The following is a 25,802-nucleotide window of genomic DNA, read 5'->3' on the forward strand; positions in this document are numbered from 1 at the left end:
GCTCGTGCCCCCGTTCAGGCGCCCGATATCGACCTTAGTCTCTCAGAAGGTCGCCAACAGTACCGACCGTGTAGCCGCGCGCATGAAGGCTGTCGATCAGAGGGCCCACGGCAGCGAGTGAGGTCGCGCGACGTTCATACCAGGGGTGCAGGAGGATGATGGAGCCCGGTCGAACCCGCTCCAGAACGTGGCGGACAATTCCGTCCGCAGTTGCCGACACTTCCGGATACGAGTCAGGCTCGACGTCCCACATGACAGTCGTTCGATTCGTGCGATCGAGATGCCACGGCAGCAGGAACAGCTTGTACCCGTAAGGCGGCCGAAAGAAAATCTGTCCGCGATAGCCGGCTACCCTGATGAGCGAATCCGTTCGATCAATCTGCGATCGAATGAAGCCGGGCGAGTGCAGCACCATGTGCGGATGTGTGAACGTGTGGTTGCCGAGCTCGTGTCCTGCCGCGGCGAGAAGATGACCGGCTTGTGGTGCGGCTGCCAGGTCGGCGCCGATAACGAAGAACGTTGCCCTTACGCGACGAGCTGAGAGAAGACGCGCGAGACTGTCAGCGAGCCTCGATGTCGGTCCATCATCGAAAGTCAGGGCCACTCTGCGGTCGGGAGTATCGACATGAGCGACGAGTCGGCCAAACAGCTGAAACGTGCGAGCGCGGGCGAGCTCGCGAAGCCCGGCGATTACGAGGATTGCGAGCAGAACCCCGACACCGGCGTGAATGAGCCTCCTTTTCAATGACCCGCGCCTTATTCTCGGCGCGTTACGTCAATGAGTTTGGTCGGCTCGGCAGCCACCGGTGCACGCGCTCGCAGCGCCAGGCCATCAGCCCGCCGGCACGCAGCGCACATCAGTCTTGACCGAGCTGGCAATGTAGCATTGCTCGTGAGAGTCGTGGTGTATTTCGGCGAGCTCATCGGGCGTCGGTCGCGTTCCACCGCCGAACGTGATGTCTGGATGAAGCGTTACGTGCGTCATCGCGAGCTTCCCGGATGAGTCCTTTGCCAGCAATCCGACCGCTTCGTCGCGGTAGCTGTCCACGACAAAGCCGCGCTTTGCGGCGAGGAAAAGGAACATCAGCATGTGACAGCTGGAGAGGCTGGCGACGAAGGCTTCCTCCGGATCCACAGCTGCCGCGACCGACAGCGGGAGTGGAACGACACTTGGCGATGCCGACGCGGGCACTTCGACGCCTCCATCGAACAGCCATCGATGGCCGCGGCTGTAACGCGAATCCGTGAAGACTGCGTCAGCTCGGCTCCATTCAACTACAGCCTTGTACTCGCTCATGGAGTGCTTCTCCTACTCGCCGTACATCTCAGTGATCAGACGTCGGAGCGCGGTAGCTTCTTCGTCGGAAAGGGTGCCGACTTTTCGGCCGAGGCGTGACTTGCTGATGGTTCGGATCTGATCGACCGCAATCTCCCCGTTCTTTCGCCCAACGCGGATTCCAAGCCGGGCTCGCCACGACGGGTGGAGCTGACTGGTAATCGGGCAGACGGTGATTGTCTGAAGGACATCGTTGAGTGCATCGAGGCTTACGATAACTACTGGCCGGGTCTTCGCCATCTCCGCACCTCGCACGGGATCGAGCGAAGCCCAGCGCACCTCGTAACGTTTCATTTCTTTCGCGGCCGCCGAGCATTGTATGCAGCTCCCTTTTCGGCGATGCGACGGCCGGCCTGGAGCTGCCACGGGATGACCTCGAGGCCATCGGCCGTCAGGGCGTCCCATTCGCTCCAGTCCTCCTCGGATGCCGCCATCGCGCGGGCCGTATCTTCCCACGAGAGCTTTGGCTGCACGGATCCCGGCGGGCGGAGAAGGATTCCATCGCTGCGCTCTTCCATGATCAGGCTCGTCCCGACGTCGTAGCGCTCCAAAGTGTCGGCAGGAATGCGCACGCCTCTGGAATTGCCGATCCGCGCCACTTTCAGCTCTTTGGGCTTCATGTAATAACTGTAATTACATCGTCTCCCGTCGGCAAGCCGTCGCTACGGCTTGGCAGCGGTACGGTCGAGGACTCGCGGGCACGCTTCTGGATGCGAAAAGTGCTTTCGCTACTTGAACAACGCCACAGTCAGGAGGTACGATGCTGGTCGTCCGCGAAGTGTTTCACTGCAAGCCGGGAAAAGTGCGTCCCATGGTCGAAAAGTCGCTCGCAATGTCGAAGCTCATGGAGCAGTCGGGCATGGGCACGATGAAAGTCATGACCGACTTCTGCGCAGAGCGCTACTGGACCATCGTGTACGAGTACGACGTCCCGAGCATGCAGGCGTTCGAGGAGATGATGAAGGGTGAAGGGCAGACTCCCGAGCAGCAGAAGGAGTTCGAGAAGATCATGGAAGGCTATCATGATCTCATCGATAGCGGGCGGCGGGAGATCTACAAGATCGAGGGGTGAGCAGGCGAAGGCGATTCGGTGTCGAAGCCTTCGAAGAGCCAGTCGTCGCCGGCGTGCGAATGACGTTCGCCGAGACGCTATAGCTCCTTCACTTCGACGACTTCCGCAATGCGCGCGGTTGGGTTCTGCATGACCGATTTGCCCGGCCCGCCCCAGATGCGTCGCATGGTTGCGACAAACGCTTCCGCCTCAGGCATGGTGTCGAACTCGAGGTCGATCATCACGTAGTTCGGGTCATCCCGAAGGCGAAAGACCCGGTAGCGGCGGACGCCGGATCCCTTCCGGTCGGCGGGATCGCTGTCGAATGCCTGTCTCCACCTCTCGAAGCTCGGGACCGAGTGCTCGATTCTTACAATGGGCATGGACGTTCTCCCCCGTTAACGGCGATTGCTAGGTCCGGGAACCTCATCGCGTGCTCCGATCCACGATGGCGGAATAGGGTTGTTCGGCCGCTCTTCGTCCCAGACCCATGCGGTCATCCACCATCGCTTTCCATCCCAGTTTAGCGTGATATAGTTGACATAGCGCCCAATGACCGGTCCGTCAGGCGTGCGGCGCGATTCACTTATGCTCCGCACCTGCGCGACGTTGCCAAACCGCTCGATCCTTGATCCTACCTGTGTCTCGAACAACCCGTTCTTCACGAAGCTCGAGTCGTTGGCTCGCCGGTACGACTCGGGTGTCATCTGCTTGACGACTGTCTTCCCATCCTTCTCACTCGTAGCCGTGAACGTTGCGGCGAGGGCGTAAAGCGTGCTGTCGCGCCGCCATTGGCGTGGAGCGCCGATCGGACCACTGATCACTTCGTACGACGCGCGCACGATATCGGCTATTGTTCCCACATCGCGAGGGTCGGCGACGGGGGTTTGCGCAGCCAGCGAACCTGGGGCAACGGCAACGAGTACAACGAGACCCTGAAGGACGCGCATTTGCCACGGCACGAAACACCTCGTTGGACATTTGAGCCGTGAAATTACCGCGCAGCGGAGTAGGTGCATACCATTTGCGTAATGCTGGTAGATTGTCCGTACTCACCCTCCGTGGCGTTCCAGGCTCAAGGAAACCAGGCATTAGAGGCTCCCATGAAATACAGGTTTCATCTCGTCACATTACTCGCGATCAGCGCATGCACGCCAACGGTTAACACAGCCGTTGCGCCGTCCGGCTCGTCCGCCACCACTGACCGTATCGCCGCCGATATCCGTACCGTGTCGTCGGACGCGTTCCTCGGCCGCGGCCCGGCTACGCCAGCTGAGGAAATGACCGTCAACTACATTCGAGACCGTCTCCAGGCGGCGGGCGTGCAGCCCGGTGGTCCGAACGGCTCGTGGTTTCAGGAGGTGCCGCTCGTAAAGGCCGACATCGTCGGCGCGCCGTCGCTCACGGTCAATGTGAATGGGCAGCCGACATCGCTCAGGCAGGGGGAACAGATTGCCGTCCGCGCCTCGATGCAGAACGTCGACCGCGTGAGCATTCAGAACGCGCCCATCGTTTTTCTCGGCTACGGTGTGCGTGCCCCCGAGCGCAACTGGGACGACTTCAAGGGTGAGAACGTGCGTGGGAAGGTCGGCCTGGTTCTCATCAACGATCCGGATTTCGAGACGGGGCAGGGCGACTTCGGCGGCAAGGCGATGACCTACTACGGCCGCTGGACCTACAAGTACGAGGAAGCCGCGCGTCAGGGACTCGCCGGCATGCTCGTGGTTCACGAGACTGCTCCGGCGTCGTACGGCTGGGCGACCGTTAAGAATTCCAACACCAACACGATGTTCGACATCGTGCGATCCAATCCCGCGGAGGTGCACCCGTTGCTCGAAGGGTGGGTTCAGAGGGACGATGTCGTGCGGTTGCTCACCGCTGTTGGTCAGGATTTCGAGGCGCTCAAGAAACGCGCGCAGACGCGTGACTTCAGGCCGGTCACGCTCGGCAATGCGACCTTCTCGGCGAGCTATCAGGTGAAGCGCGAGACGATTCGCTCGAAGAATGTGCTCGGTCGCCTGCCGGGTACGACGCACCCCGACGAGAGAATTCTCTTCGGTGCACACTGGGATCACCTCGGCGTTGGCGCACCGGATGCGCGCGGCGACACGATTTACAATGGCGCGGTGGACAATGGGACTGGCATCGGCGCAGTGCTGGAGCTTGCGCGCCTGTTTGCGGCCGGTCCGCGCACGCAGCGCTCGCTCGTCTTCGCGTTCTGGACCGCGGAAGAGAAGGGACTTCTCGGCTCGGAGTACTACGCGAGCAATCCCGTCTATCCGCTCGAGACGACCGTCGCCGGCTTCAATATCGACGCGCTGAGCCCGACAGGACGCGCGCGGGATGTGCGCGTTGTCGGCTCGGGTCAGACTGATATCGAGGACCGACTCAAGACTGTTCTGGCATCGACCAATCGCGTGATAACGCCCGATCCGAATCCGGAGGCGGGCTACTTCTTCCGTTCCGACCATTTCCCGATGGCCAAGCGTGGCGTGCCGATGCTGTACATGGGTAGCGGGATCGACCTGTTCAACGGTGGCACCGCGGCGGGCCGAGCCGCCGGCGAAGCCTATAGGCGCGACGCGTACCATCAGCCGGCGGATGAGTTCAGGCCGACCTGGAATCTCGCGGGCATAGCTGAAGACGTGTCCGTGCTGCATCAGCTCGGATTGCAGCTCGCGAATTCCCGGGAGTGGCCGAATTATCGGGAGACGTCAGAGTTCCGTCCCGTGAGAGACAAGTCGGCGGCGAGGCGACAGTAATCCTCTCGGCTGCTTTACCCGGCGGAAGCCGTCTTCCTGGGTGGTGCTCGGGATCTACGTGCGAGGCGGCGGAATCGCGCCGGGGCGGGGATGACTCTGGATAATCTTCGAGTGCGGCATCCGCGCCGACGAATCTGCCACAGCGGGATCCAGCCTCCTGATGCGGGGCAATGTTTCTTCGGAGAGCTTTGAGTCCTTTGTAACGTCCGCCACCATCATTATTCCAAGAAGCGGTGCAAGCTCATCAGGAGCAAGCTGCGCCGACCGACGGTATTGCGAGAGCGCCCGATCGTATGTCTTCACCCGAAAGAGCATGTTGCCGCTGTCGAGCGCCAGCTTCGCCGCACCCGTTATTGCCGGTGTGGCTTCGTCTGCGGCCACCCCGCTCGAGCTTCTCTCACCGAGGGGCGTCTTCGGCGCATCAGTCCCTCCGCACGCCAGGGTGCCGACGACTGCCGCGAACGAGTAGAGGCGTAACGCTCTCATAAGGGAAACCTGCAGGCCTGTTAACGGAAAAGCTATGTTTCCCTGACTTGATATCAGGCCGTTGCTGACAGCGCGCCCGCTCACCCGCCTGCAGCGTTAAGGTTCACAATTGGCTTTCGCTCGAAGGAGCATGAGCACATGAAATTCCAGACAATCATCGAGCCTTTCCGCATAAAGACGGTCGAGCCGATACGAAAGACCACGCTGGAAGAGCGGAAAGCTGCGCTCGAAGCCGCCCACAACAACGTGTTCCTGCTGCACTCCCGCGATGTGCTCATCGATCTGCTCACCGATTCCGGAACCGGCGCGATGTCAGTCTACCAGTGGTCGGGAATGATGAAAGGTGACGAGTCATACGCGGGCGCCCGGTCATTCGATGTGTTCGAGAAATCGGTGCGCGATATCACGGGATTCACTCACGTTATACCGACGCATCAGGGCAGGGCCGCGGAGCACATTCTCTTCCACGCCATCGTCCGTCCCGGCGACATAGTCCCGAACAACACGCATTTCGACACGACGCGCGCCAACGTCGAGGACGTCGGAGGAATCGCGCTCGATCTGCCGATTCAGGAGGGACGTCAAGCCGTGTCGAGCCATCCCTTCAAGGGGAACATGGACGTCGCAGCGCTGGAAGCGACACTCGAGAAGTATGGCGACCGCGTCCCCCTGGTCATGCTCACTGTAACGAACAATTCCGAGGGGGGTCAGCCGGTAAGCCTCCTGAACATCCGCGAGGTAAGTGCGCTCTGTCATCGCTATGGAGTCCCGCTTTTCATAGACGCCTGCCGGTTCGCCGAGAATGCGTGGCTCATCAAGACGCGCGAGGCGTCACTGTCGCACCGCTCGGCGCGGTCGATTGCGCAGGAGATGTTCAGCCTTGCCGATGGATGCACGATGAGCGCGAAGAAGGACGGAATGTCGAACATCGGCGGCTTCCTGGCGATGAACAACGGATCGCTCGCGGTGAAATGCCGGACGCGTCTCGTTTTAACGGAGGGCTTCACGACTTACGGAGGCCTCGCCGGGTATGACCTCGAGGCAATTGCCGTTGGACTCAACGAAGCGCTCGATGAGGACTACCTCCACTATCGGATTCGCTCCATCGAATATCTCGGAGAAAAGCTACTGGATGCAGGCGTGCCGATTGTGACGCCGACCGGAGGACACGCGCTGTATCTCGATGCGAAGCGGATGCTGCCGCACGTGCCGCAGCGCGAGTACCCCGCGTGGGCGCTGTCGCTCGTCCTCTATATAGAAGGTGGAATTCGGGCGGCGGAGATAGGCTCGATGATGTTTGGCCGACGGTCCGATGGCACCGAGCGACCAGCCGCGCTGGAGCTCGTACGCCTGGCGTTCCCACGCCGCGTCTATACCCAGAGTCACGTCGACTACGTCGCAGAGGTGGTGCAGCATGTGAATGCGATTGCGCCGCATATCCGCGGGGTGCGGATCGTTGAAGCTCCAGCGGTTCTTCGCCACTTCACGGCGCACATGGCGCCAGCGCACGGCCGGCTTGTGGCCTAGATCCGCCAGCGTGATTAGTTAGAGCTAACGCGCGTCTGGTATGACCCGTCCGTGGCACGCAATACAGACGGACGGGTTCTTCGACCGTGCGCGCGCCGCGTTGAAGCCAGGGCCATGGGGACTGAAGCGGAATCCACCGCCAACGGCAGAGTGACATGCGGTGCAGTCGCGCTCCGCATGGCATGACGCACACGACTCGAGACTCTGACGCGCTGCCTGCCCGTGCCCGAGGCTGAACCCGCGAAATGCGTCGTGGTATCCGGTAGTGCCGATTCGCCCGATGGCGACGAGGCCCGCCTGCCGATGGCACGACTGGCAAAACTGAGCGGGATTGTGACAATCGCTGCAGGTCGCTTCGCGAGTGTAGGCCGAGCTCGGGTGGCGTGTCAGGAAATTCTGAGGGTGGTAGCTGGACTGCCGCGCAACTTCGGGGCGATGACACTCGAAACACGTGGAGCGCACGTGGCAGGTCTCGCACGTCGTCGGGCGCGCGCTCGCCTCGGCCCCGTGTCGCTCCCTGAAGTCCCACGTGTGACTCGACGGCGGGGTGCGCGTCCACTGCGCGGCTACCGTACGTCCCGTCGCAGCGGCCGGCATGGTAGCGACAACCCGCGGCACCGACCCGACGTGACAGCTCGTGCAACTCTCTCTAGCGTGACAGCTCGCGCACGCCATCGGGCGGGCGTTCGCTGCCGCCCCGTGCCGTTCCTTGAAGTCGCGTGTGTGACTCGATGGTTTGGCACGCGTCAACAGCGCGCCGGCCGCGCGACCCGGCCCGGCAGCCGGCAGCGCCGCAATGGCGCGCGGCGGCACCCCGATGTGGCAGCTCGCGCAGCTCTCTCTCGCGTGACAGGTCGCGCATGTCGCCGCGGGTTGCTGCGCAAGCCGGCCATGTGCCCGTAGAAAATCGCGAGCCGTGTGACTTGGCGGCACGGGTTGCGTCGTCGCGTAAACCGGTGTTCGTTCGTCGAGCGCAAGCGCGGCAATCACGGGTGACTCAGGGGCGTTCACATGGCACGTGATGCACAGATTCCGCGAGTGGCATGTTGCGCAGCTGAACGCGATGCCGCCCTCATTAGGCGACGTTCCCGCCACTCGTGCCAGCCTGCCGTGACCGGCAAGCCGAAAATCCGGCGCGTCGTGCGAGCGGGGACGAGGAAAGCGCGCGATGTCGGCCCGAGTCAAGCTGGGCGCGTCGGTCAAGCGCACGTGACAGGTTGCACATGCCTGGCTTGGAACATCCACATGAGGATCTTTCAATCCGTGACAGCTGAGACATTGTCCAACAACTGCACTGCGCACCGCCATCCGGGCGGTTCCGGCCTGGTTGTGACAGGCGGAACAGTTTCTGATCGAGGCGCTGTCGGCCGGATTCTTCACTGTCACCGCGCGGTCATGATTCTGATGGGTGAAGCGTCGATTCCCGGGGCGCGGTCCATTTCGCGGCTCCCACGTCACTTTCGGCTGCACGACGCCATCGTGGCACGACGCGCACCCCTTTGGCTCTGGAAACATGGCCTGTCCGGGCTCGACTACTCCCGCATGGCAGGTCGTACAAAGCGGAAAGACTTTGGAATGCTTTTCGTGCGGAAATCGCCCCTCCGGCGCCCGGCCGACAAGCGGCGCCGCGAACAACGCCCCGGCCGCGAGGACGCCAAAACCAAGCGCCGGCCAAACCCGTCGTGCCAGCTTCACCGAAGCGTGGGGCGGGCCGGAGGCAGGGGCGTTCGGTCGGCCCCCGACCCGAACGCGAGACTTAGCCCTGCCCGGACACGGACCTGGTCAAGCGATGACGCACTCGCATCGGGTCGGTCGCGATCGTCATTGACCATCGAGACATCGCCCCATACCCGTCGCTGCGTGCTATGCTGCCACTGAATCCGGCCGCCTACCCAGCGACTTGTCGCGTCGTAAAACCGAAGCTCGAGTGGCCGTGCGAGACTTCCACCGTACAGATCCAATGCCAGCCTCTCATTCGGAGTGAACGTCAGGGCGGCATCGGCCGAACGAGCTGAGGCGCCCGGTCCATACTCCAGACCATAGTTGCCGTCGAACGTCCAGCGCTCAGTCATTGTCGCCGTGGCGCCTATCCGTGCGCGCCATCCGCGATCTTCCAGTTCCGGGACGAGAGCGGTCGAGACCCCCGCGCTCTCGTAGCTGTAGCGCTCAGCGCGTCCATGCAGCGACAGCCACTCCGCGGGGCGGATCTGCGCGGAGATGTTCACGGCATTGTAAGGCACCGGACTGAACGCGCCCCAGAGTGTCCACAAGCTGAAGTACGGGCGATATCGTCTCGCGCCGGCGGACACCGAGAATGTCCGGCGCGGGTAGGTGATTGCCACATCCGCATTTCCCAGCTGGCCGTCGGCCATGTTGTAATCCAATCCAGCGTTGAGCCGAAAAGCTCTGATGAGCGCGCCAATCGAGAGTGCCGTCCGCTCCGACACGAAATAGTCATTCTCAGGGTCTACCTCACGCCGATATTCGCCGTGAACGTCAACGTTACGGAAGAGCCACGCAGCTTCGGCCCCGGCTACGATCTGCCGGTTGCGCGGTCGCCACTCGTCGAGAGGATTGAGCGCGGGACTCAGCGGCGTGACCGCAGTCGCCTGTCCGAGTCCCCAACCGCCGTAGCCGGTGATCTCGATTCGCGGCTGTTCCCACCGGTATCTCAACCAGCCGCCGTCAAAACCCATTGACTCGAGGCGCGATGAGACCAGTTGACGTCCGACACGGGCGACAATCGCTGAGCGTTGGTACTCGAGGAGGCCTTCGATAAGCTGCATTGAAGGCTCGGTGCCCGGCCACGCTTCGTCACTCCCGAGATTTCCCAGGACCCGCCCCGTTGCGCGGAGCGAAAGGCCGTCGACGCCCAAGCCCCACATGATCAGGCTTGCCGCAGCGGTCACCGGCACGCCGCGCATCACGGGGCCTGGCCTCAGGAAATAGCAGTACTCGCCTGCGCTGCAGCGCACGGCATGCCCATCCGGAGTCTCGAAGCCCCCGCTCGTCCCCGGGACCGCGTCTGCAACCAGAATGCTGTCGGAGATGAGACCGCGAAATGAGACTGACTGAGCGCGTGCGTCGAGACGCACGCGATAATCCTGCGCGGGAAGGGAAGCGACCCGAAGAAAAACAACGCACACGCTGATGAGAGGCAGAGCACGCTTCATTCTCGCGATCGCGTGACGAGCTTAGAGCGATAAGTGACCGGGTCCGCGAGGAAATGGCAGACCGTGCATTCCTTTGCGTCGTAATGGTTCTTTGACTTTGCGGCGTGACAGGTGCTGCAAAAGCTGCGTGTCGGCGTCAGCCGCGCGACCGTCGTCGCGGTGTGGCATGCGTCGCAGCGCTGATGTGCTGTCTCCAGCGTCCGGTGCGCTGCCGCAGGCTGCGCGGGCGCGTGACATGTGGAACAGCTTCGCTCGGCGGCATGATGGTCTTCGTGGCAATCCCGGCATTCGGCGTTCGCCCGCGATGGCTCGAGCGTGACCGGCGTCGTGTGACACTCGATGCACGTTCGCTTCGCGTGCCGAGCGTGTAAAAAATCAACTGAACGGGGCTTCGGCTTGTGACCCGCGACCGTGACCACTGCCGTCATCTGCTTCGGCGCCGCATACTCGGAGGAGCGATGGCAGGACGCGCATCGTGCGCTTGCGGGTGCCTGATGATGGCATATGGCGCAGCCTCGCGGTGCCTTGAACGTAAGTTCGCCGTGGGCATCGCCGGTCGCATGACACACGAGGCACGCAATTTTCTCGTGCCTCGAGTGGGGAAAGCTGTCGGGCTCAGCACTGGCGGGCCCGGGTGGGCCGATTCCCATGAATACCGCCGCCGGCCGGAGTGGGTCGAAGACGGATCGCAGCAGATTGTGTCCGGACTGCGATGCCGTTTGCTCGAAGCTCGCCAAAGCCAATCTGACTGGAGCCGACGCCCGCCGGCCTTTTATCGCCAGGTCTTTTCGCGCCGTGTTGGCTTCGGTGCGCCGCAGCGCCTTCGTCGTATCGAAAGGCAAGGGCGGCTGAAACTTTCCTCGCGCCCGAACGCTCACGTGGCAACCCTGACACTGGCTTGCATCGACCTTTGCTGCGTGCGGAACGTGACATGTAAGACACTGTGACGCGACTCTCCGATGACTGGCGCCCATGTGGAACGGCTCATCCCGCCAGTTCGAGTGGCAACCGGCCGTCGCGCACGAATTCGCAGCTTCCATCGCATTCTTCTGCGTGTGCGGGTTGTGGCATGTGCCGCACTTTCCACCGTGAGGATCTTTTGCCTCGCTGAAATCGGCGAGAATCTTTCGCATCTGGTGGCAGCCGAGGCACTGTGGCGCGCCGGGTACGAGAGTGCCGCTTGCGGAATCGCGCGTTGCGAGGTCGGGTACTGCGGCGGTGAACTCGTGGCAGACCGTGCAATGCCGCACCGTTTGTCCCGCCATCTTGGCGATGGCGATGCCCGTTTCCTTTGGATCGTGGCATCCGACTTCACCGCATGTCTGCTTCACCGGCTGGAACTGATGGAGCTCGGTGCCATGGCACTCTACGCAATTCATGTTCTTGAGCACGCTCGAGTCAGACTCGAGATGCACGCGGTGTCCGGCGGTTGAGGCTATTCGCTGCCACGCGGCCGTGTCTCTGGTGACGTGACAGTTTTCGCACACGCCATTTGGCACGTTCGCATGCTTCTCGATCTTTTCCGGACGCTCCGCCACCCACACGTAAAGCTGCCACGCGCTCGCGGCCAGAGACTGCTGATGACATGAGTGGCACGAGAGCTTCGAGTGCTTGCTTTCGCCGCCAGTCATTCTCTCGACCGCGCTATCCATCACGTGACACCCGGTGCAGAAGTCGTTCGAGTGCTGCGTGTAGTTCCAGGTAGTTGCTCCAGCCACGCCGGCCACCGCGACGGTAAAAATGGCGGCGACAGCAAGCGCGACTTTGACGGCGGTGGATCGCGTCGTGAGCCAGCCGGCGATCGCGCGACGGCGCGCGATCATCCACCAGAGGATCGCCACACCAGCGACGACCGCGAGGACGACTCCTCCGATCTGAATCCACGGCGGTACTGACGACAGGAGGAACCGAACAACGTCGGCGACCCCGCCGGGCAGTGGAGACTCGACCCTTACCGAGTCGATTGCTGAAGCGTGGGGTTGCTGAAGCGCCGCGGCCGAGCTGAGTGCTCGGCCGGTCCCCTTGAACTGTGCTCCGATCACATCATACAGCGCAATCGGATCAACTACCTCCGAGGCGTGCGAGCGACGTGCATCGAGCTGTTGAACTCTCCGCCGATTGGACGATTCATGCGGGCCTCGACGCCAGCCGACGGGGCCGGCAAGTTGTAGTAGGTCCGAACGTACTTGATAGTGGCGCTGAGCAACGCCTCGCACAAGAACGAGTTGTGGACGCCCTTCGAGTTGTCGGCGTTTGACTGGTTGTATTCCCCGCAGAGCCGCGCGTTGAACTCGGCGCCCTCGGCCGGCGTGATGGTGTTGTCCGTGTTGCTCCATTCGCCTGGCCGCGTTGCTTTCAGTGTAGCGAGCCAGCCACCATCGGTGGGCGCTGCCTGGAGAGTACCGTCATTGTTCGAGTTGAGCCACAGCACGCCGGTGAGGTCCTTCATGCGGGCTCGAACAACCGCAAACCGGGTTGCGGCTACGTTGGCATCACCGTGACATCCGGCAGTAGTGCATGTCTGCCACGACCGCGCCGTCGCCGTGTATTCGCAGGTCTTGACACCCGTCGGCTGACCCGTTGCGACGTCGAGACACGGAATCGGACGCATCAGGTGGCCAGTCGACTGGAAGCTGAATGCTCCCGTCAGCTTATCAGTAACCGTGAACTTCGCGACGTGACATCCGGCACAAAGCTTCGGGTTCCTGGTTGACGCGTGCGTTCCGTAGATGCGGGCCGTGTCATACGCGAATCCCGGCGGCCGGTAGCCGGCAAAACCGAGCAGTACCGCTCCCTGCGGGGCGTGCGGTGAGCTGGTACCGAACTCCGGCTCGACTCGTCGCAGATGACACTGCATGCAGAGATTCTGGTCCGGATCCGGTGATGTTACAGAGAAGCGAAGCTGGGCCGGATTGCCCGAGCCGTGCGGATTGTGACAGATGGCACAAGTCACTGCCTGGTAATTAGTCGGGTTAGCCTTCTCCTGGTAGTTGTCCGTCACCCCCCACCGCGCGAGCGTTCCCCGGCCGTCGTGGCAGCCGGCGCACGTGGGATTCGATCCGCGCGTTGTGACCTTGCCGTGTCCGGAAGCTTTCCACTCTTCAGCGAACGGCTGGTGCGCACCGGAGTGGCAGTCACCACAGTTGCCGGTACCAGTCATGCTCACCTTCGCGAGCGGCCTGATAAGGTTTGCCTGTCCGACACCCTCGACATGCTCCAGCCCTGGGCCGTGACAGCTCTCGCATTGCACGTCGTAATACGTGTTGGATTTAACAGCATCGTGACCGGCTGCCGCGGTCGTCGCGGCGTTTCCTCTGGTGTTGACGGTATGACAGCCTTCGCACTCCGCGCCTTTGGCGGTGCTCGCGTTCAGCACCGCCCAGGCACTTGCGTGCTTGGTCTCGTGCCAGCTTCCCTGAATTTCGGCGTGGCAGTTACCGCATGTCGTTTGCTTGGTGGCTGCGTCGTAGTAGCCGAGAAATCCCTGCGCGGCAGCAGGCGGCTCATTGAAGGGCTGCCGGTCCCGGAAAACGATGTCCTTGCTCGTACATCCAACGAGCCACATCGCTGTGAGGAGCGCTGCCGTAAGCAGGGCTGGAGCTCGGACGGCCGATGATGCCTTGAGCATGGCTGATTCTCGGAGAGAAGTGCGCCTGCAAGCCCAGTCGCCACTGCGAAGTGAAGCAAATGCCGAAAAGGCTCACCGGAATAATAGGCCGAATGTCCGCGATTGAACAGTCAGGGTTTCCCCTGCGTGCAGTCGGATTAATGCTGATTCTGAATCAGGCTTATTGGTCGAAGTGTTCCGGTGTTCCACTGCATACCTCTCGTTCTCGACGTGGTATTCATCTCAGGCAGCTGAATTCGCGAGAAGCCGACCGTAAAAATCTCGACGCTAAGGGCAACCATGAGCGCTGTCGATCGTAGGACGTTCCTGCGGGGAATGGCTGCGATGTCGGCAGCTACGGTTGGGTCTGCTCTGGCGCCAGGCGTCGTGCTCCCCGCCAGCGACGACGCTCCACCCACGATAAAGGCCGATCCAACCTGGAAGAAATCTCCGTGTCGGTTGTGCGGCGTGGGGTGTGGGTTGCTCGTGGGAATAGAGAGTGGACGCGCCGGCGCCGTGAAGGGCGACCCCGATTCGGCCGTCAGCGCCGGCCTCGCCTGCGCGAAAGGTTACTACTCGGTGCAGGCATTGTACGGGCGTGATCGAATCACCAGAGCGATGATCCGCCGCGGAAACTCGCTTGTCGGAGTGCCGATCGCAGAAGCGCTCGACCTCGTTGCCAGCCGCATCCGCGAAACAACACGCCGGTACGGAAAGGACAGTGTCGCGATCTACGGCTCGGCGCAGTGGTCGATCCCCGACGCGTATATCGCGTCGAAGCTGTTCAAGGGTGGACTCGGGACGAACAACGTCGAGAGCAGCAGCCGACTGTACGGTGCCAGCGCGATGGCAGGCCTCGAAACCACCTTCGGACTCGACGGATCGTTGGGATGCTATGAGGACATCGATCACGCCGACCTGTTCATCCTCTGGGATGCAAATCTAGCTGAGACTGATCCGGTTCTGTTCTCGCGAATGCTGGATCGTCGGCGAAAGGACCGGGCCGTGCGAATCATCGATCTCACCCGACGAACAACTCGCACGAGCTACGCAGCAGACCACTCGCTCGTGCACGCGCCACATTCGACGCTCGCAATTGCGAACGCAATCTGTAATGAGATCGTCGAGCGGAATTGGTCAGACCGCGAATTCATCGAGCGACATGTGGCGTTCAAGCGCGGCAAAACCGGCATCGGCCACGGTCTCAGCGACGACGGCCTCGTCGCCGACGAGGCCACGACCGTCGGCTGGCAGGATTACGTGAAGTTCCTCTCCGCGTCTACGCCTGAGCGAGCTCAGCGGATATCCGGAATCCCGGCTGCCCGCATCCGATGGCTGGCGTCACTCTATGCTGATCGAGCGCGTAAGGTCATGTCTGTGTGGGGAGCGAACGCGAATCGGCACGCGCGCGGGACGTGGACGAATAACGCCCTGTACAACATCCACCTTCTCGTTGGAAGGGTCGCCTCGCCCGGTAACACTGCATTCTGCACTACGGGGCAGCCTAGTGGAGGAGGCTCGGTACACGATGCAGGCACACTGGCTCACACGCTTCCGCGCGGAGTTGTCCAGAACGAGCGCGACCGCCGTCTTGCCGCATCGATCTGGCGCGTTCCCGTCGCGAGGATAGATCCTCGACCAGCGCCGTCTGCGCTTGCCATGTTCCGCGCGCTCGATCGCGGGGACATCCGGTTCCTGTGGATACAGGGAACCAATCCAATGATGAGCCTCCCCAACGTCGACCGCTACCGCGGCGCCGCGCGAAAGGCTGACCGATTCATCGTCGTCTCGGAAGCGTATCCGACGCCTACTACCGACGTTGCGGATGTCGTGCTTCCCGCAGCGATGTGGTTCGAGCGTGAAGGCGTGTTCGCGAACGCGGAGCGCCGCACTCAGCAATTCGATCAAATGGTTGCGCCGCCAGGTGACGCGATGAGCGACGGGTGGCAGATGATCGAGATTGCGCGCCGGCTCGGATTGTCCGGGATGTTTCCAGCGGACCGACGGAATCACGTCGCGGAGATGTGGGAGGAGTATCGCCGGTTTCACCAGGACCGGCCAACCGCGCTCGCCCCGTTCTCCGAGCTGCGCGCGCGGCCCGGTGTGATGTGGCCCTTCGTCAATGGGCGCGAGACGAAGTGGCGCTATAACACGTCGTTCGACCCGGCAGCAGATCGATCTCACGGCGCATTCGATTTCTACGGGCATGCGGATCACCGCGCGTGGATCTGGTTACGACCGTACGATCCGCCGGTCGAGTCACCGAATAACCAATACCCTCTCTGGCTGAGCACAGGGCCGGTGCTCGAGCATTGGGGCTCGGGCTCCATGACGCAGCGCATTCCCACCCTGCACCGGGCCGCGCCTCGCGCATACCTGGAAATGAACCGCGACGATGCTGCGCGATTGGGGATTCGAAGCGGCGATATGGCGCGAGTCTCGAGCAGGCGCGGATCGATGGAGATCGAAGCTCGGATCGATTACCGGTCGCAGCTCCCCCGTGGTCAGCTCTTCATGCCGTCATTCGACGAAGGGCATCCGGTGCAGCGGCTGATGCTCGATTCGTTCTGCCCACTTTCAGGCCAACCCGACACCACAACATGCGCCGTGCGCGTTGAGCAGTTGGGCGTCAGGGGCAACGCGTGATCCCCCATCGGGCGTCCACGGCGAGAATTCTCTTCTACTTGCTGCTGCTGGCCTCCACAGCGACTGCTGTGGTCGCACTCGTCGCATTGTCGCGGCGAGCGTCAGCCGATCAGGATGATTTGCCGGGCACGATTTCGCAGGCGGCGAAAGTCAATGACGATGAGCCCATCGCGAGTGAGGCTGGCGTGTTCCGCACACAGCTCGCCGACCTCGCAATCGATCCGACGTCAGAGACTCGACGAGGCGCGCACCCCCGCACGCTGGCGACCTATCGCGGGCTCCGTGCATACCCGGGCGCGCCGCCGCGGATTCCACACGGACTTACGCCAGCTGAGACGCTGAGAGGTGGATGTAAGACCTGCCACGAGCGAGGCGGATACTCCCAACGTTTCGGCGCGTACGTGCCTGTGACTCCTCACCCGGAAATGGGCCAGTGCCTCCAGTGCCATGTCGGCGATGCCAGGCTCCTCTCGATTCCGCTTCCGAGCATGGACCCGAGTGCGCGATGCCGCCAGTGTCACACTGCGGGTACCACGGTCTTGAAAGATTCTGCGACGAGCTTTAAGCCGTTGCCCTGGCCGCAGCTGGCCGCCGGGGTTTCTGGAGAACACACGCCTCCGCCCATTCCGCACACACTCGAGCTGCGAGGGAATTGCCTGTCGTGTCACTCCGCTCCAGCGGGAGTGAAGGAGATCAGGACTTCGCACCCGGAGCGGGCGAATTGCCGCCAATGTCACGTGGAGACCGCTGGTGCCGAAAACGAATTCGTTCGCCCGCCAGAGCGGTCCGGTAGCGGCAGGGGCGCCCGGTGATGCGACGGGTGATCCGCGCAGCGGGAATCGGCCTCGCTCTCGCCTTGATGAGCTCCGCGTGCGGCAGAAATGATACGGCCGCTGCGCCTCGGCACTCACGGCTGGCCACGCCGCGAGACACAGCGGGCACCGCGACCCGGGAGCCCGGTGTCCTCGCGACGGTTCCCGCCGCGGCCGTTACCAACTGGAAGGGACCCGGCGACAGGCCATTCGAAGTAACCGTCCGCACGGAGGATCCGGCTTCGGCGCTCTCGCAGAGGTTCGGGACCATCACGAGGCGCACAACGCTGCGCACGCGCACTGCCGATCTTGGCCAGTTCCCTTGCACGTCCTGCCACCTCGGAAGGGCGATCGTCCTGGCTGATGAGCGCGTAAAGGACGCTCACCAGAACATCAAGGCCGTGCACCCCGTGCAGACGGGCGGCGTTTGCTCCACCTGCCACGCTGCCGACAACGTCGAGCTGCTCACGCTCAAGAGTGGAGAGCGCGCAACGCTGGATCACACTTACCGCCTCTGCGCGCAGTGCCACTTCTCTCAGGCTGAAGCGTGGGCGGGCGGAGCGCACGGAAAGCGACTTGATGGCTGGCAGGGGCGCCGCGTGGTCATGGGCTGCGCCGACTGTCACGACCCGCACAAGCCGACTATCGAGCGGCGCATCCCGTTCCGGGCACCGCAGATCGAGCGGACACGAGGCGACAACAGATGAGCGCTGAAAAAGTCACTGGAACTCCGGCCACGGCTGAAGACAACACGCGCCTCGGACAACGCGTCGATCGCCGGCGCGCTCTTCAGATCCTGATCGGTGGAATTGCGGCCGGCACACAAGCGGCCACCGCATGCTCGCCGGTCAGCGCAATGACGGACGAAGAGCGCGAGGTGAAACAGCTCGCGTGGCGTGAATACATCAAGGGCAACTACCGCTTCATGACCGAGGCCGAGAGGGCTGAGACGATTGCGCGGTTAGAGCGCGTAGCGGAGTTGAAACGCGGTGTGGACGTGACGATACAGTCGACCGGCGCGCAGCCCGGCGTGGAATTCGGCTACGCATTCAACATCTCGAAGTGCAAGGGCTTTCGCAGCTGCGTGGAGGCATGCATCAACGAGAACAATCTCGATCGCAACGCGGCCACACAATATATCCGCATCTTCGAGATGGACGACGGCGTCGTGGATCTCGACGAAGCCGATGCGAGCTTCCAGCACGAAGCGCCGGCCGAGGGTCATTTCTACATGGGGACGCAGTGCTTCCAATGTGCCGATCCCCCGTGCGTGAAGGTGTGCCCCGTTGGCGCCACGTGGCAGGAGCCCGACGGCATCACCGTCGTCGACTACGACTGGTGTATTGGCTGCCGCTATTGCATGGCCGCGTGCCCCTACTGGGCGCGCCGCTTCAACTGGAGCGAGCCCGAAGTTCCGGTCGCTGAGGTCAACACGAACCAGCACTACCTGGGAAATCGCGCCCGCAAGGCGGGCGTAGTCGAGAAGTGCACGTTCTGCATCCACCGCACCCGTCAGGGCCGGCTCCCTGCGTGCGCGGAGGCCTGTCCTACGGGCGCGCGAGTATTCGGAAACCTTCTCGACCCCAACTCCGAGATCAGGTGGGTGCTCGCCAACAAGAAAGTGTTTCGTCTGAAGGAAGATCTGAAGACGGAGCCTCGCTTCTGGTACTTCACCGACTGAGGCGAGAATGCACCTGAAGCCTTTCGCGCTCAGCGCCCTGCACTCCGCCACTACAGGCGGCCGTCGGTACCACATGTACATGGGGACCCTCACGCTCATCATGCTCATCGGCGCTTACGCATACTCCCTGCAGCTGCGTTACGGACTCGCGGTAACCGGAATGAACGATCACGTGAGCTGGGGGCTCTACATCTCCAACTTCACGTTTCTCGTCGGGCTTGCGGCGGCGGCAATGATGCTGGTGCTGCCCGCGTATGTCCTGAAAGACGTCGACTTCTCGCGTGCGGTGCTCATGGCTGAGGCTGTTGCAGTGGCCGCACTCGTGATGTGCCTGTCATTCGTCGTTGTCGACATCGGCAATCCGATCGCCGCGTGGCACCTCATCCCGGGGATTGGTTACCTCAACTGGCCGCGCTCGCTTCTCGCGTGGGATATTCTCGTGCTGAACGGTTATCTGGCGATCAATCTCGCAATTCCTTTCTACATTCTGTACAGCCGCTTCTCGGGCCGTCAGCCTGATAAGAGGAAGTACATACCGTGGATGTATATCGCGGTCATGTGGGCGGTGAGCATCCATCTCGTCACAGCGTTCCTGCTCGCCGGGTTGCCTGCGCGCCCCTTCTGGAACACGGCGCTGCTCGGTCCTCGTTTCCTCGCGTCTGCGTTCACCGCGGGGCCTGCGTTCGTGATACTGCTTCTGTCGCTCATCCGCAAAGAGACGAAGTACGAGATCTCGGACGGTGCTTTCTCGAAGCTCGCGTTGATCACCACCGCGGCCGCGCAGGTAAACCTCGTGATGCTGATCTCGGAGCTGTTTTACAAGTTCTACTCGCCGACGCATCACGGCATCAACGCGAGATACCTGTTCTTCGGGATCGAGGGTCACAATGCACTCGTCCCATGGATCTGGTCGGCGATTGCGGTGAACGCCATCGCGACGATCGCGCTGATGATACATCCGATCCGGCGCAATCCGCGATGGCTGGTGATCGCAAGCGCCGCACTGTTCATCGGCATCTGGGTCGAGAAGGGAATCGGCCTGGTGGTTCCCGGATTCATTCCATCTCCCCTTGGAGAGATCGTCGAATACACGCCAAGTCTGGTGGAGATCGCCGTCACGGCCGGAGTCTGGGCTCTCGGATTGTTCGTTCTCACCATCCTCGTTCGTGTCGCGCTTCCAATCGAGCTCGGTGAGTCACGCAGTCCATACATCGATGGCGCGACGTCCGCGCCGTTAGTACGTCCCCGCAGCACCCGCGGCCTCACAAGGGATGTCCGGCCGGTGCGGACACGGTGATGCACGCCGCTGGGGTCCTTGAAGACTTTCTCTCATGAGGTGATGAACATGACGCGACACAGAGCGAACGACACTCGTTATCCAGTCCCCGCAATCGCTGCGGGACTGATCGTCGGCGCAGGCGTGGCAGGAGCACTCTTCCTGCTTGGTCTTCCCGTTCCATTAGTCGTAGTCGTTGCCGGCTGTGCGGCGGTGTTTGTCCTCAGCTCCATCAAGTACGCCGACCAATGGGAGAAGGCCGTTCTCATGCGGCTCGGCAGATACAGGGGGCTGCGTGGCCCAGGATACTTCGGCGTAATACCGATCCTTGATCGAGTCGCGTACACAATCGATCAGCGCATACGCACCACTGCATTCGGAGCCGAGTCGTGCCTGACGCGTGACACGGTGCCGGTGAACGTAGACGCGATCGCCTTCTGGATCGTACGTGACGCAGAGCGTGCCGCGCTCGAGGTGCAGGACTACGACGAAGCAGTTGTTCTTTCAGCGCAGACCCAGCTGCGCGACGCAATCGGCAAGCACGATCTTGCCGAGCTGATTCAGTCGCGGGTGGAGCTCGGACACGGGCTCAAGATTGCGCTCGAGCAGAAGATGCAGAACTGGGGGATCGAGGTGCAGTCGGTCGAGATTCGCGACGTAATAATTCCGGCCGCGCTCGAGGACGCCATGTCACGACAGGCGCAGGCGGAGCGGGAGCGGCAGGCGCGAATCATTCTCGGAACTGCTGAGACGGAAATCGCTCACAAGTTCGTTGAAGCGGCAGGCGCGTACCGCGACCATCCTGAGGCAATGAACCTGCGCGCCATGAACATGCTGTACGAGAGCATCGTCAAGCGTGGCTCGCTGATGGTCGTGCCATCGGGCCTCGCGGACTCGCTTAATGTTCCATCGCTGCTCGGAATGGCGGGCGCTGGTGGCATCGTGCCGCACACTGGCGCGACCGAGAAGTCAAGGGAAGAAGCTGACGCTGTAGTGCTTCCATCGTCGCCGGCGACCGTCGTGCATTAGCGCAACAACGGATCAGAGCTTTCGCGCCTGCTCCAGGGCGGCGCGAAGGTCCGCGTCGTGATCGTTGTATTCCGGAAGCGCAGCTGCGCGCTCCGCCTTTTCCGCTCCGAGCAGCCGTTGTCGCGCAGCTCTGCCGGCGGCCGAATCGCCGCGCGCATCCGCTACACGCGCAGCGAGCGCCAGGCCGAGGAGGTGGGTGGGGCGCTCGAGGAGAATGCTGTCGCTCTGAGCCGCTGCGCGCCCCCCGTCTCCTGACACGAGAGCGACGAGTCCAAGGTCGTAGCGCGTGTGCGCGCTCAACGGCGCGAGCGCCTCGAAAGCTGCGATCGCCATCGGTGCAAAGAACGCCGCACTGTCGGTCTTTCCTTCGCTCGAAAGGCTCATGACTCTGTTGAACAGTCGGTCGGCTCGCTCTGCTGGACTCATCGACGAAATGTCAGGAGCTGTCATGCCAGCTCCTGTCAATGGAGTGACAGGGGCCGACTCGGGTGCCGCACTCCCGGACCCGAGACGGAAGAACGTGAGCACGATCAAGGCGCCAACCGCAGCCAGGGGCACCGCCCATCGCAACACCGGCGACAACGTCGGCGCCGGCGCCGTTGAAACGGCGCGCGCGTCGACTGCCACACCACAGTTGTGGCAGAACAGCGCGTCCGGAAGGAATTGCGTTCCGCATTCACTGCAGAACCGCGCCTTTGCCCCGGACGGATTGCTGGTCATCGATTGACCGTCGCCGGCTCACCGTCCGCGTCGGCGGTGACTGACGCGGGTTCCGCAGAGGCTTGTCCTGTCCAGCGACGCACGAGAAACACAACCAGCAGAAGTCCTCCACCGATGAGGACTACCGGGAGAACGTACAGCACGACGTTGAGTCCCTTCATCGTCGGCTCGAGCAGGATCCACTCGCCGTAACGCGAAACGAAATACGCTCTCACCTCATCGGGAGTCTGGCCGGCACTCAACCGATCTCTCACGACGGCGCGCATCTGCTGTGCAAGCGCAGATGGGGATTCCTGGATCGATTCGCCCTGACACACGGGACAGCGAAGTGTCGCAGCCACGGCTGATGTTCGCGCTTCCAGCGCCGTGTCAGCGGACCTTGCCCGCGCGCGCTCGGCTATGCTTGGAGGCTGTGATTCCGCCGACGTTCCGGAGAAAAAGGCAAATGCCAGAGGGATACCCGCGGCGATGATGCGGTGCCTCATCTGGTTTGCGCGCTCGCCATACTATCGGCACTGACCAACACCGAGTCGATCACGCGCCGAAGAACCGGCATCGTTACGGGGCCGAGCTGCTTGTGCGCAACTCGTCCCGATGGGTCGATGATAAAAGTCTCGGGAACTCCGTAAACTCCGTAATCGATCGCTGTGTGCGACTCCGAGTCGGTTACGGCGGGATAGCTCATGCCGCCCATCTCTGCGATCCAGCGCGTTCCCGCGGCTGTTTCATCCATATAGAGAACACCGATGAACTGCGTCGGTTTGTCGGCGTAATACTGCGCCGCTTCCGACAACGCGGCGTGCTCGGAGCGGCAAGGCAGACACCACGACGCCCAGAAATTCAGAACGACGACTTTTCCCCGGAGATCCGCGAGGCGTATTGTGTCGCCGACGGGCCGCGCGGATGGCGCTTCTCCAGGAGTAAAGACCGCAAGCTGGAACGATGGCGCCTTCCGCCCCGGCATCGGCGAGGGGATCTCGGCCGGGTTGCGCGTGAAGCCATACGCGAAAAGCGCGATCAGCGGCGCTGCCGCGAGCACGGCGATCGCGGCGCGCTTCCAGTTCACGATGCTGCCTTGATTACTTCAGTATCTACCGCGGGCGCGATCAATGCTCCGGGCGGAGCGCTCACGCGCCTCGGAGGCGCCGCTACCTTTCGCCGGCCCCCGTGGAGCATCCCGATCGTGGCGCCGAGCACCATGACGAAGCCGCCGAACCAGATCCATGGAACGAGCGGCTCGACGATAACCTTCACCGTAGCGTTTGCCCCGCTCGGCTCGAACGCCATGAGGTTGACGTAGAGATCGCCCTTGATATTGCTCCGCACATCGGGTGTGGGAACGGGCTGGTCGGAAACTCTATAGAAGTTCATTCGCGGCTCGAGAATTCCAGCCACCTTGCCGTCCTTTGCGAGGACCTCGACCGTCGCGCCGATAACAGAGCGCTGCGGCTCCTCCCGTCCCCAGACTCCCTTGAGTCGCACCGTTTTGCCCGCAACTGTGAGCGTCTCACCCGGAAGCAGCGTCGCTTCACGCTCCGTACGGAATGTCGCCGACGCGGTCACACCCACCGCGACCAACAGCATGCCGATGTGTGCGACATATCCGCCGTAGCGACGGCGGTTTCCGCCGATGAGCCGCACGAAAGCGGTGGGCCAGCTTTCACCGTGCGCGCGGCGCCGCGCACGCATGCCGATCCAGTACTCGCGAAGATTTCCCATCGCCGCGTAACCGACGAAAGCAAAAGCCAGAATTGCGTAGATGCCGCGCGCGCCGGCGAGGATTGCGATCGCGCCCATGATGAACGCGCCAATGAGAGGTGGTACGAGCCGCTTGAGCGCATCTGCCCACGTGGTGCTGCCCCAGGGCAGCGAAGGGCCAACGCCCATCAGAAAGATCAGCGCCACCATCGCCGGGACCGCCATGCGGTTGAAGAACGGCTCGCCGACGCTGACCTTCACGCCACGGATCGCTTCGGCAATGAGCGGATAGAGCGTCCCCACCAGCACGGTGAGCATCACCGCGGTGAGGAAGAGATTGTTCAGCAGAAACACGGTTTCCCGGGAGGCGGCGCCGCCAAGACTGCCTTTCGTCCGGATGCGATCGGAATGGCCGGCGACAAGCACCAGCGTCGCACCCAGCACAAGAGCGATGAAGGCGAGGAAGTAGTACCCGATCGCGCCGGTCGTGAACGCGTGCACCGACGAAAGAATTCCGGAGCGCGTGAGGAAGGTGCCGAGGATCGTCAGCACGAACGTCGCGACGCAGAGATTCAGCGTCCACAGGCGGAGCATGTCCCGCCGTTCCTGCACCATCACCGAGTGCAGATAGGCGGTCGCGGTGAGCCATGGGAGGAACGACGCGTTCTCGACAGGGTCCCAGGCCCAGTATCCGCCCCAGCCCAGCACCTCGTACGACCACCACATTCCGGCGATGATCGCGGCGGACAGGAAACCCCAGGACGCGAGCATCCAGCGGCGCGAGAGCACAGCCCATTCGTTTGACGTCGCTTCATTGGAAACGATCGCGCCGATCGCGAACGCAAAGGGTACCGACATTCCGACGTAGCCGAGGTACAGCAAGGGCGGATGGACCGCCATCAGAATGTGGTTCTGTAGCAGTGTGTTGGGTCCCGGTCCGTCAGCGGGTACCGGGAACACAGGCCGGAACGGATCGGCTGGACCAACGAGGAGTATTGCGAAGAAGGCCGTTACAGCGAGCAGCGTCATCGCAGCGTACGGAATGAGATTTCCCGGGCGGCGATGATGCAGCCACACGACGGCGGCCGAGTACATCGCGAGCACCCATGCCCAGAAAAGAATCGACCCTTCGAGCGCTCCCCACAGCGAGATGATCGTGAAGAGCAGGGGAGTCGAGCGACTTCCCACCGCCGCGACGTACGACACCGAGAAATCATGCGTGACCAGAGCGACAACCATCGCGACCGTTGCTATGGTCACGAGCATGAAATTCGTGTAGACCGCACCGTACACGAGCTGCAGCCATTCGCGCCGGTCGCTGCGAATTGCGACCGGCGTAAGAATCATCCCCAACGCAACGACGGCGACGGATACGAGCAGCGCGCTGTGCGCGATAGTGCCGATCACTGAGAGCCTTGCTTCAGGAGCGTCTTGTACTTCTCGTGCGCTTCCTCGCCGGGCTTCGGAGCGCGGTACTCGTTCGAGTGCTTCACCATCAGGTTCGTCGCCTGGAACACGCCGGCCTGACCGACTCGCCCTTCGACGATGACTCCCATACCGTCACGGAACATCTGCGGCGGAGCGCCGGTCGAGTGCACCGGAATTTCCTTGGCGCCGTCGGTGACCGTGAAGCGGAGATCGAGAGTCTTCGCGTCCCACGTCATCGAGCCCGGCTTTACCTGACCGCCAAGCCGCACGGGAACGCCGACGCCGTCAGGTCCCTTTGCCAGCAGCTCCTTCGGCGTGAGAAAGAACACAACGTTTTTCTCGAGCCCGCCGAACAGCAGCCACGCGAATACGGCTACCAGCACGGCCGCTCCGCCAATGATCCAGGACTTCTTCATCGCGGGCCGCCCCCCGGAATCTCACGAGACATGTGGTCGTAATCAGCGCGCGCCAGCGAGCCCTTCCTCATGAGCCGCGCCAGATATCCGAGGATCACCAGCCACGACACGGAGTATGCGGCGATGATGAATTTCAGGTTCAACTCTTCCATTA

General features: G+C 62.5%; 27 protein-coding genes. 10 read left to right on the plus strand and 17 right to left on the minus strand.

Going from position 1 to position 25,802, the window contains the following annotated elements; translation table 11 throughout:
* Nucleotides 1–34: 34 nt before the first annotated feature.
* The 4 genes from VES88_03815 to VES88_03830 all read right to left on the minus strand — a co-directional run bounded on the left by VES88_03815 (nt 35) and on the right by VES88_03830 (nt 1,956).
* Nucleotides 35–745 carry a polysaccharide deacetylase family protein gene (locus tag VES88_03815; GenBank protein ID HYN80604.1) on the minus strand — a complete coding sequence of 237 codons (711 nt, stop codon included), beginning with the start codon at nt 743–745 and terminating at the stop codon, nt 35–37.
* Nucleotides 746–832: 87 nt separating this feature from the next.
* Nucleotides 833–1,297 carry an OsmC family protein gene (locus tag VES88_03820; GenBank protein HYN80605.1) on the minus strand — a complete coding sequence of 155 codons (465 nt, stop codon included), beginning with the start codon at nt 1,295–1,297 and terminating at the stop codon, nt 833–835.
* A 12-nt stretch (nt 1,298–1,309) separates the two neighbouring features.
* On the minus strand, nt 1,310–1,630 hold the full coding sequence (locus VES88_03825) for a type II toxin-antitoxin system PemK/MazF family toxin (GenBank protein HYN80606.1): 321 nt from the start codon (nt 1,628–1,630) through the stop codon (nt 1,310–1,312).
* The gene (locus VES88_03830; protein HYN80607.1) at nt 1,627–1,956 is read right to left on the minus strand and encodes a hypothetical protein; all 330 of its coding nucleotides are present in this window, start codon (nt 1,954–1,956) and stop codon (nt 1,627–1,629) included. The genes VES88_03825 and VES88_03830 overlap by 4 nt, the downstream gene beginning before the upstream one ends.
* A gap of 140 nt (nt 1,957–2,096) precedes the next feature.
* Between VES88_03830 and VES88_03835 the strand changes: the two genes are divergently transcribed.
* Nucleotides 2,097–2,408, plus strand: a complete 312-nt coding sequence (locus VES88_03835) for a hypothetical protein (GenBank protein HYN80608.1) — start codon at nt 2,097–2,099, stop codon at nt 2,406–2,408.
* Between the two features lie 77 nt (nt 2,409–2,485).
* Here the strand turns inward: VES88_03835 and VES88_03840 are convergent, their stop codons facing one another.
* A complete protein-coding gene (locus tag VES88_03840) occupies nt 2,486–2,770 on the minus strand; it encodes a hypothetical protein (protein ID HYN80609.1) in 285 nt (94 codons plus the stop codon).
* A 15-nt stretch (nt 2,771–2,785) separates the two neighbouring features.
* The gene (locus tag VES88_03845; GenBank protein HYN80610.1) at nt 2,786–3,337 is read right to left on the minus strand and encodes a hypothetical protein; all 552 of its coding nucleotides are present in this window, start codon (nt 3,335–3,337) and stop codon (nt 2,786–2,788) included.
* A gap of 153 nt (nt 3,338–3,490) precedes the next feature.
* Here VES88_03845 and VES88_03850 point away from each other — a divergent pair, with 153 nt between their 5' ends.
* Entirely contained in the window at nt 3,491–5,149 is a 1,659-nt protein-coding gene (locus VES88_03850; protein HYN80611.1) for a M28 family metallopeptidase, read from the plus strand.
* Between the two features lie 54 nt (nt 5,150–5,203).
* Here the strand turns inward: VES88_03850 and VES88_03855 are convergent, their stop codons facing one another.
* Nucleotides 5,204–5,635 carry a hypothetical protein gene (locus VES88_03855; protein ID HYN80612.1) on the minus strand — a complete coding sequence of 144 codons (432 nt, stop codon included), beginning with the start codon at nt 5,633–5,635 and terminating at the stop codon, nt 5,204–5,206.
* Between the two features lie 138 nt (nt 5,636–5,773).
* On the opposite strand from VES88_03855, the gene VES88_03860 reads away from it, so the two are divergent.
* On the plus strand, nt 5,774–7,162 hold the full coding sequence (locus VES88_03860; protein HYN80613.1) for a tryptophanase: 1,389 nt from the start codon (nt 5,774–5,776) through the stop codon (nt 7,160–7,162).
* Between the two features lie 24 nt (nt 7,163–7,186).
* Here VES88_03860 and VES88_03865 read toward each other — a convergent pair whose 3' ends face one another.
* From VES88_03865 to VES88_03880, 4 genes are all read right to left on the minus strand, one after another.
* Nucleotides 7,187–8,347, minus strand: coding sequence for a hypothetical protein (locus VES88_03865; protein HYN80614.1), 1,161 nt, complete (start codon nt 8,345–8,347; stop codon nt 7,187–7,189).
* A gap of 506 nt (nt 8,348–8,853) precedes the next feature.
* On the minus strand, nt 8,854–10,335 hold the full coding sequence (locus VES88_03870; GenBank protein HYN80615.1) for a hypothetical protein: 1,482 nt from the start codon (nt 10,333–10,335) through the stop codon (nt 8,854–8,856).
* Nucleotides 10,332–12,377 (minus strand): hypothetical protein, encoded by a 2,046-nt coding sequence (locus VES88_03875; GenBank protein ID HYN80616.1) that lies wholly within the window; start codon nt 12,375–12,377, stop codon nt 10,332–10,334. Before VES88_03875 ends, VES88_03870 begins: the two co-directional genes overlap by 4 nt.
* Nucleotides 12,378–12,400: 23 nt before the next feature.
* Complete coding sequence (locus tag VES88_03880; protein HYN80617.1) at nt 12,401–13,963, minus strand: cytochrome c3 family protein; 1,563 nt, start codon at nt 13,961–13,963, stop codon at nt 12,401–12,403.
* Nucleotides 13,964–14,242: 279 nt separating this feature from the next.
* Between VES88_03880 and VES88_03885 the strand changes: the two genes are divergently transcribed.
* The 6 genes from VES88_03885 to VES88_03910 are packed head-to-tail and all read left to right on the plus strand — an operon-like array spanning nt 14,243 to nt 21,386.
* On the plus strand, nt 14,243–16,588 hold the full coding sequence (locus tag VES88_03885) for a molybdopterin-dependent oxidoreductase (protein HYN80618.1): 2,346 nt from the start codon (nt 14,243–14,245) through the stop codon (nt 16,586–16,588).
* Nucleotides 16,585–17,400: a hypothetical protein gene (locus VES88_03890; protein ID HYN80619.1), complete on the plus strand. Its 816-nt coding sequence runs from the start codon at nt 16,585–16,587 to the stop codon at nt 17,398–17,400. The genes VES88_03885 and VES88_03890 overlap by 4 nt, the downstream gene beginning before the upstream one ends.
* Nucleotides 17,397–18,107: a hypothetical protein gene (locus VES88_03895; protein ID HYN80620.1), complete on the plus strand. Its 711-nt coding sequence runs from the start codon at nt 17,397–17,399 to the stop codon at nt 18,105–18,107. Before VES88_03890 ends, VES88_03895 begins: the two co-directional genes overlap by 4 nt.
* A complete protein-coding gene (locus tag VES88_03900; GenBank protein ID HYN80621.1) occupies nt 18,104–19,081 on the plus strand; it encodes a 4Fe-4S dicluster domain-containing protein in 978 nt (325 codons plus the stop codon). Before VES88_03895 ends, VES88_03900 begins: the two co-directional genes overlap by 4 nt.
* Nucleotides 19,082–19,088: 7 nt before the next feature.
* Nucleotides 19,089–20,378, plus strand: a complete 1,290-nt coding sequence (gene nrfD, locus VES88_03905; protein ID HYN80622.1) for an NrfD/PsrC family molybdoenzyme membrane anchor subunit — start codon at nt 19,089–19,091, stop codon at nt 20,376–20,378.
* A gap of 48 nt (nt 20,379–20,426) precedes the next feature.
* On the plus strand, nt 20,427–21,386 hold the full coding sequence (locus VES88_03910; protein ID HYN80623.1) for a slipin family protein: 960 nt from the start codon (nt 20,427–20,429) through the stop codon (nt 21,384–21,386).
* A 12-nt stretch (nt 21,387–21,398) separates the two neighbouring features.
* Here the strand turns inward: VES88_03910 and VES88_03915 are convergent, their stop codons facing one another.
* Nucleotides 21,399–21,836: a hypothetical protein gene (locus tag VES88_03915; GenBank protein HYN80624.1), complete on the minus strand. Its 438-nt coding sequence runs from the start codon at nt 21,834–21,836 to the stop codon at nt 21,399–21,401.
* Between VES88_03915 and VES88_03920 the strand changes: the two genes are divergently transcribed.
* Nucleotides 21,835–22,113, plus strand: a complete 279-nt coding sequence (locus tag VES88_03920; GenBank protein HYN80625.1) for a hypothetical protein — start codon at nt 21,835–21,837, stop codon at nt 22,111–22,113. The genes VES88_03915 and VES88_03920 overlap by 2 nt on opposite strands.
* Here VES88_03920 and VES88_03925 read toward each other — a convergent pair.
* From VES88_03925 to VES88_03945, 5 genes are read right to left on the minus strand one after another with little or no spacing between them, the layout of a single operon-like run.
* Nucleotides 22,103–22,591, minus strand: a complete 489-nt coding sequence (locus tag VES88_03925) for a cytochrome c-type biogenesis protein CcmH (GenBank protein ID HYN80626.1) — start codon at nt 22,589–22,591, stop codon at nt 22,103–22,105. The genes VES88_03920 and VES88_03925 overlap by 11 nt on opposite strands.
* On the minus strand, nt 22,588–23,172 hold the full coding sequence (locus tag VES88_03930; protein HYN80627.1) for a redoxin domain-containing protein: 585 nt from the start codon (nt 23,170–23,172) through the stop codon (nt 22,588–22,590). Before VES88_03930 ends, VES88_03925 begins: the two co-directional genes overlap by 4 nt.
* Nucleotides 23,169–25,211: a heme lyase CcmF/NrfE family subunit gene (locus VES88_03935; protein HYN80628.1), complete on the minus strand. Its 2,043-nt coding sequence runs from the start codon at nt 25,209–25,211 to the stop codon at nt 23,169–23,171. Before VES88_03935 ends, VES88_03930 begins: the two co-directional genes overlap by 4 nt.
* A complete protein-coding gene (locus VES88_03940; protein HYN80629.1) occupies nt 25,208–25,648 on the minus strand; it encodes a cytochrome c maturation protein CcmE in 441 nt (146 codons plus the stop codon). Before VES88_03940 ends, VES88_03935 begins: the two co-directional genes overlap by 4 nt.
* Entirely contained in the window at nt 25,645–25,800 is a 156-nt protein-coding gene (locus VES88_03945) for a CcmD family protein (GenBank protein ID HYN80630.1), read from the minus strand. The genes VES88_03940 and VES88_03945 overlap by 4 nt, the downstream gene beginning before the upstream one ends.
* Nucleotides 25,801–25,802: the final 2 nt, after the last annotated feature.

This window comes from Gemmatimonadaceae bacterium (assembly GCA_035633115.1).
Taxonomy (GTDB): Bacteria; Gemmatimonadota; Gemmatimonadetes; order Gemmatimonadales; family Gemmatimonadaceae; genus UBA4720.

Excerpts from the sequence above, each read along its gene's own strand:
- VES88_03820 (HYN80605.1), bottom strand. The coding sequence starts at position 1,297 with ATGAGCGAGTACAAGGCTGTAGTTGAATGGAGCCGAGCTGACGCAGTC.
- VES88_03825 (HYN80606.1), bottom strand. The coding sequence starts at position 1,630 with ATGAAACGTTACGAGGTGCGCTGGGCTTCGCTCGATCCCGTGCGAGGT.
- VES88_03830 (HYN80607.1), bottom strand. The coding sequence starts at position 1,956 with ATGAAGCCCAAAGAGCTGAAAGTGGCGCGGATCGGCAATTCCAGAGGC.
- VES88_03835 (HYN80608.1), top strand. The coding sequence starts at position 2,097 with ATGCTGGTCGTCCGCGAAGTGTTTCACTGCAAGCCGGGAAAAGTGCGT.
- VES88_03840 (HYN80609.1), bottom strand. The coding sequence starts at position 2,770 with ATGCCCATTGTAAGAATCGAGCACTCGGTCCCGAGCTTCGAGAGGTGG.
- VES88_03845 (HYN80610.1), bottom strand. The coding sequence starts at position 3,337 with ATGCGCGTCCTTCAGGGTCTCGTTGTACTCGTTGCCGTTGCCCCAGGT.
- VES88_03850 (HYN80611.1), top strand. The coding sequence starts at position 3,491 with ATGAAATACAGGTTTCATCTCGTCACATTACTCGCGATCAGCGCATGC.
- VES88_03855 (HYN80612.1), bottom strand. The coding sequence starts at position 5,635 with ATGAGAGCGTTACGCCTCTACTCGTTCGCGGCAGTCGTCGGCACCCTG.
- VES88_03860 (HYN80613.1), top strand. The coding sequence starts at position 5,774 with ATGAAATTCCAGACAATCATCGAGCCTTTCCGCATAAAGACGGTCGAG.
- VES88_03870 (HYN80615.1), bottom strand. The coding sequence starts at position 10,335 with ATGAAGCGTGCTCTGCCTCTCATCAGCGTGTGCGTTGTTTTTCTTCGG.
- VES88_03880 (HYN80617.1), bottom strand. The coding sequence starts at position 13,963 with ATGCTCAAGGCATCATCGGCCGTCCGAGCTCCAGCCCTGCTTACGGCA.
- VES88_03885 (HYN80618.1), top strand. The coding sequence starts at position 14,243 with ATGAGCGCTGTCGATCGTAGGACGTTCCTGCGGGGAATGGCTGCGATG.
- VES88_03900 (HYN80621.1), top strand. The coding sequence starts at position 18,104 with ATGAGCGCTGAAAAAGTCACTGGAACTCCGGCCACGGCTGAAGACAAC.
- nrfD (HYN80622.1), top strand. The coding sequence starts at position 19,089 with ATGCACCTGAAGCCTTTCGCGCTCAGCGCCCTGCACTCCGCCACTACA.
- VES88_03910 (HYN80623.1), top strand. The coding sequence starts at position 20,427 with ATGACGCGACACAGAGCGAACGACACTCGTTATCCAGTCCCCGCAATC.
- VES88_03920 (HYN80625.1), top strand. The coding sequence starts at position 21,835 with ATGCCAGCTCCTGTCAATGGAGTGACAGGGGCCGACTCGGGTGCCGCA.
- VES88_03915 (HYN80624.1), bottom strand. The coding sequence starts at position 21,836 with ATGACAGCTCCTGACATTTCGTCGATGAGTCCAGCAGAGCGAGCCGAC.
- VES88_03925 (HYN80626.1), bottom strand. The coding sequence starts at position 22,591 with ATGAGGCACCGCATCATCGCCGCGGGTATCCCTCTGGCATTTGCCTTT.
- VES88_03940 (HYN80629.1), bottom strand. The coding sequence starts at position 25,648 with ATGAAGAAGTCCTGGATCATTGGCGGAGCGGCCGTGCTGGTAGCCGTA.
- VES88_03945 (HYN80630.1), bottom strand. The coding sequence starts at position 25,800 with ATGGAAGAGTTGAACCTGAAATTCATCATCGCCGCATACTCCGTGTCG.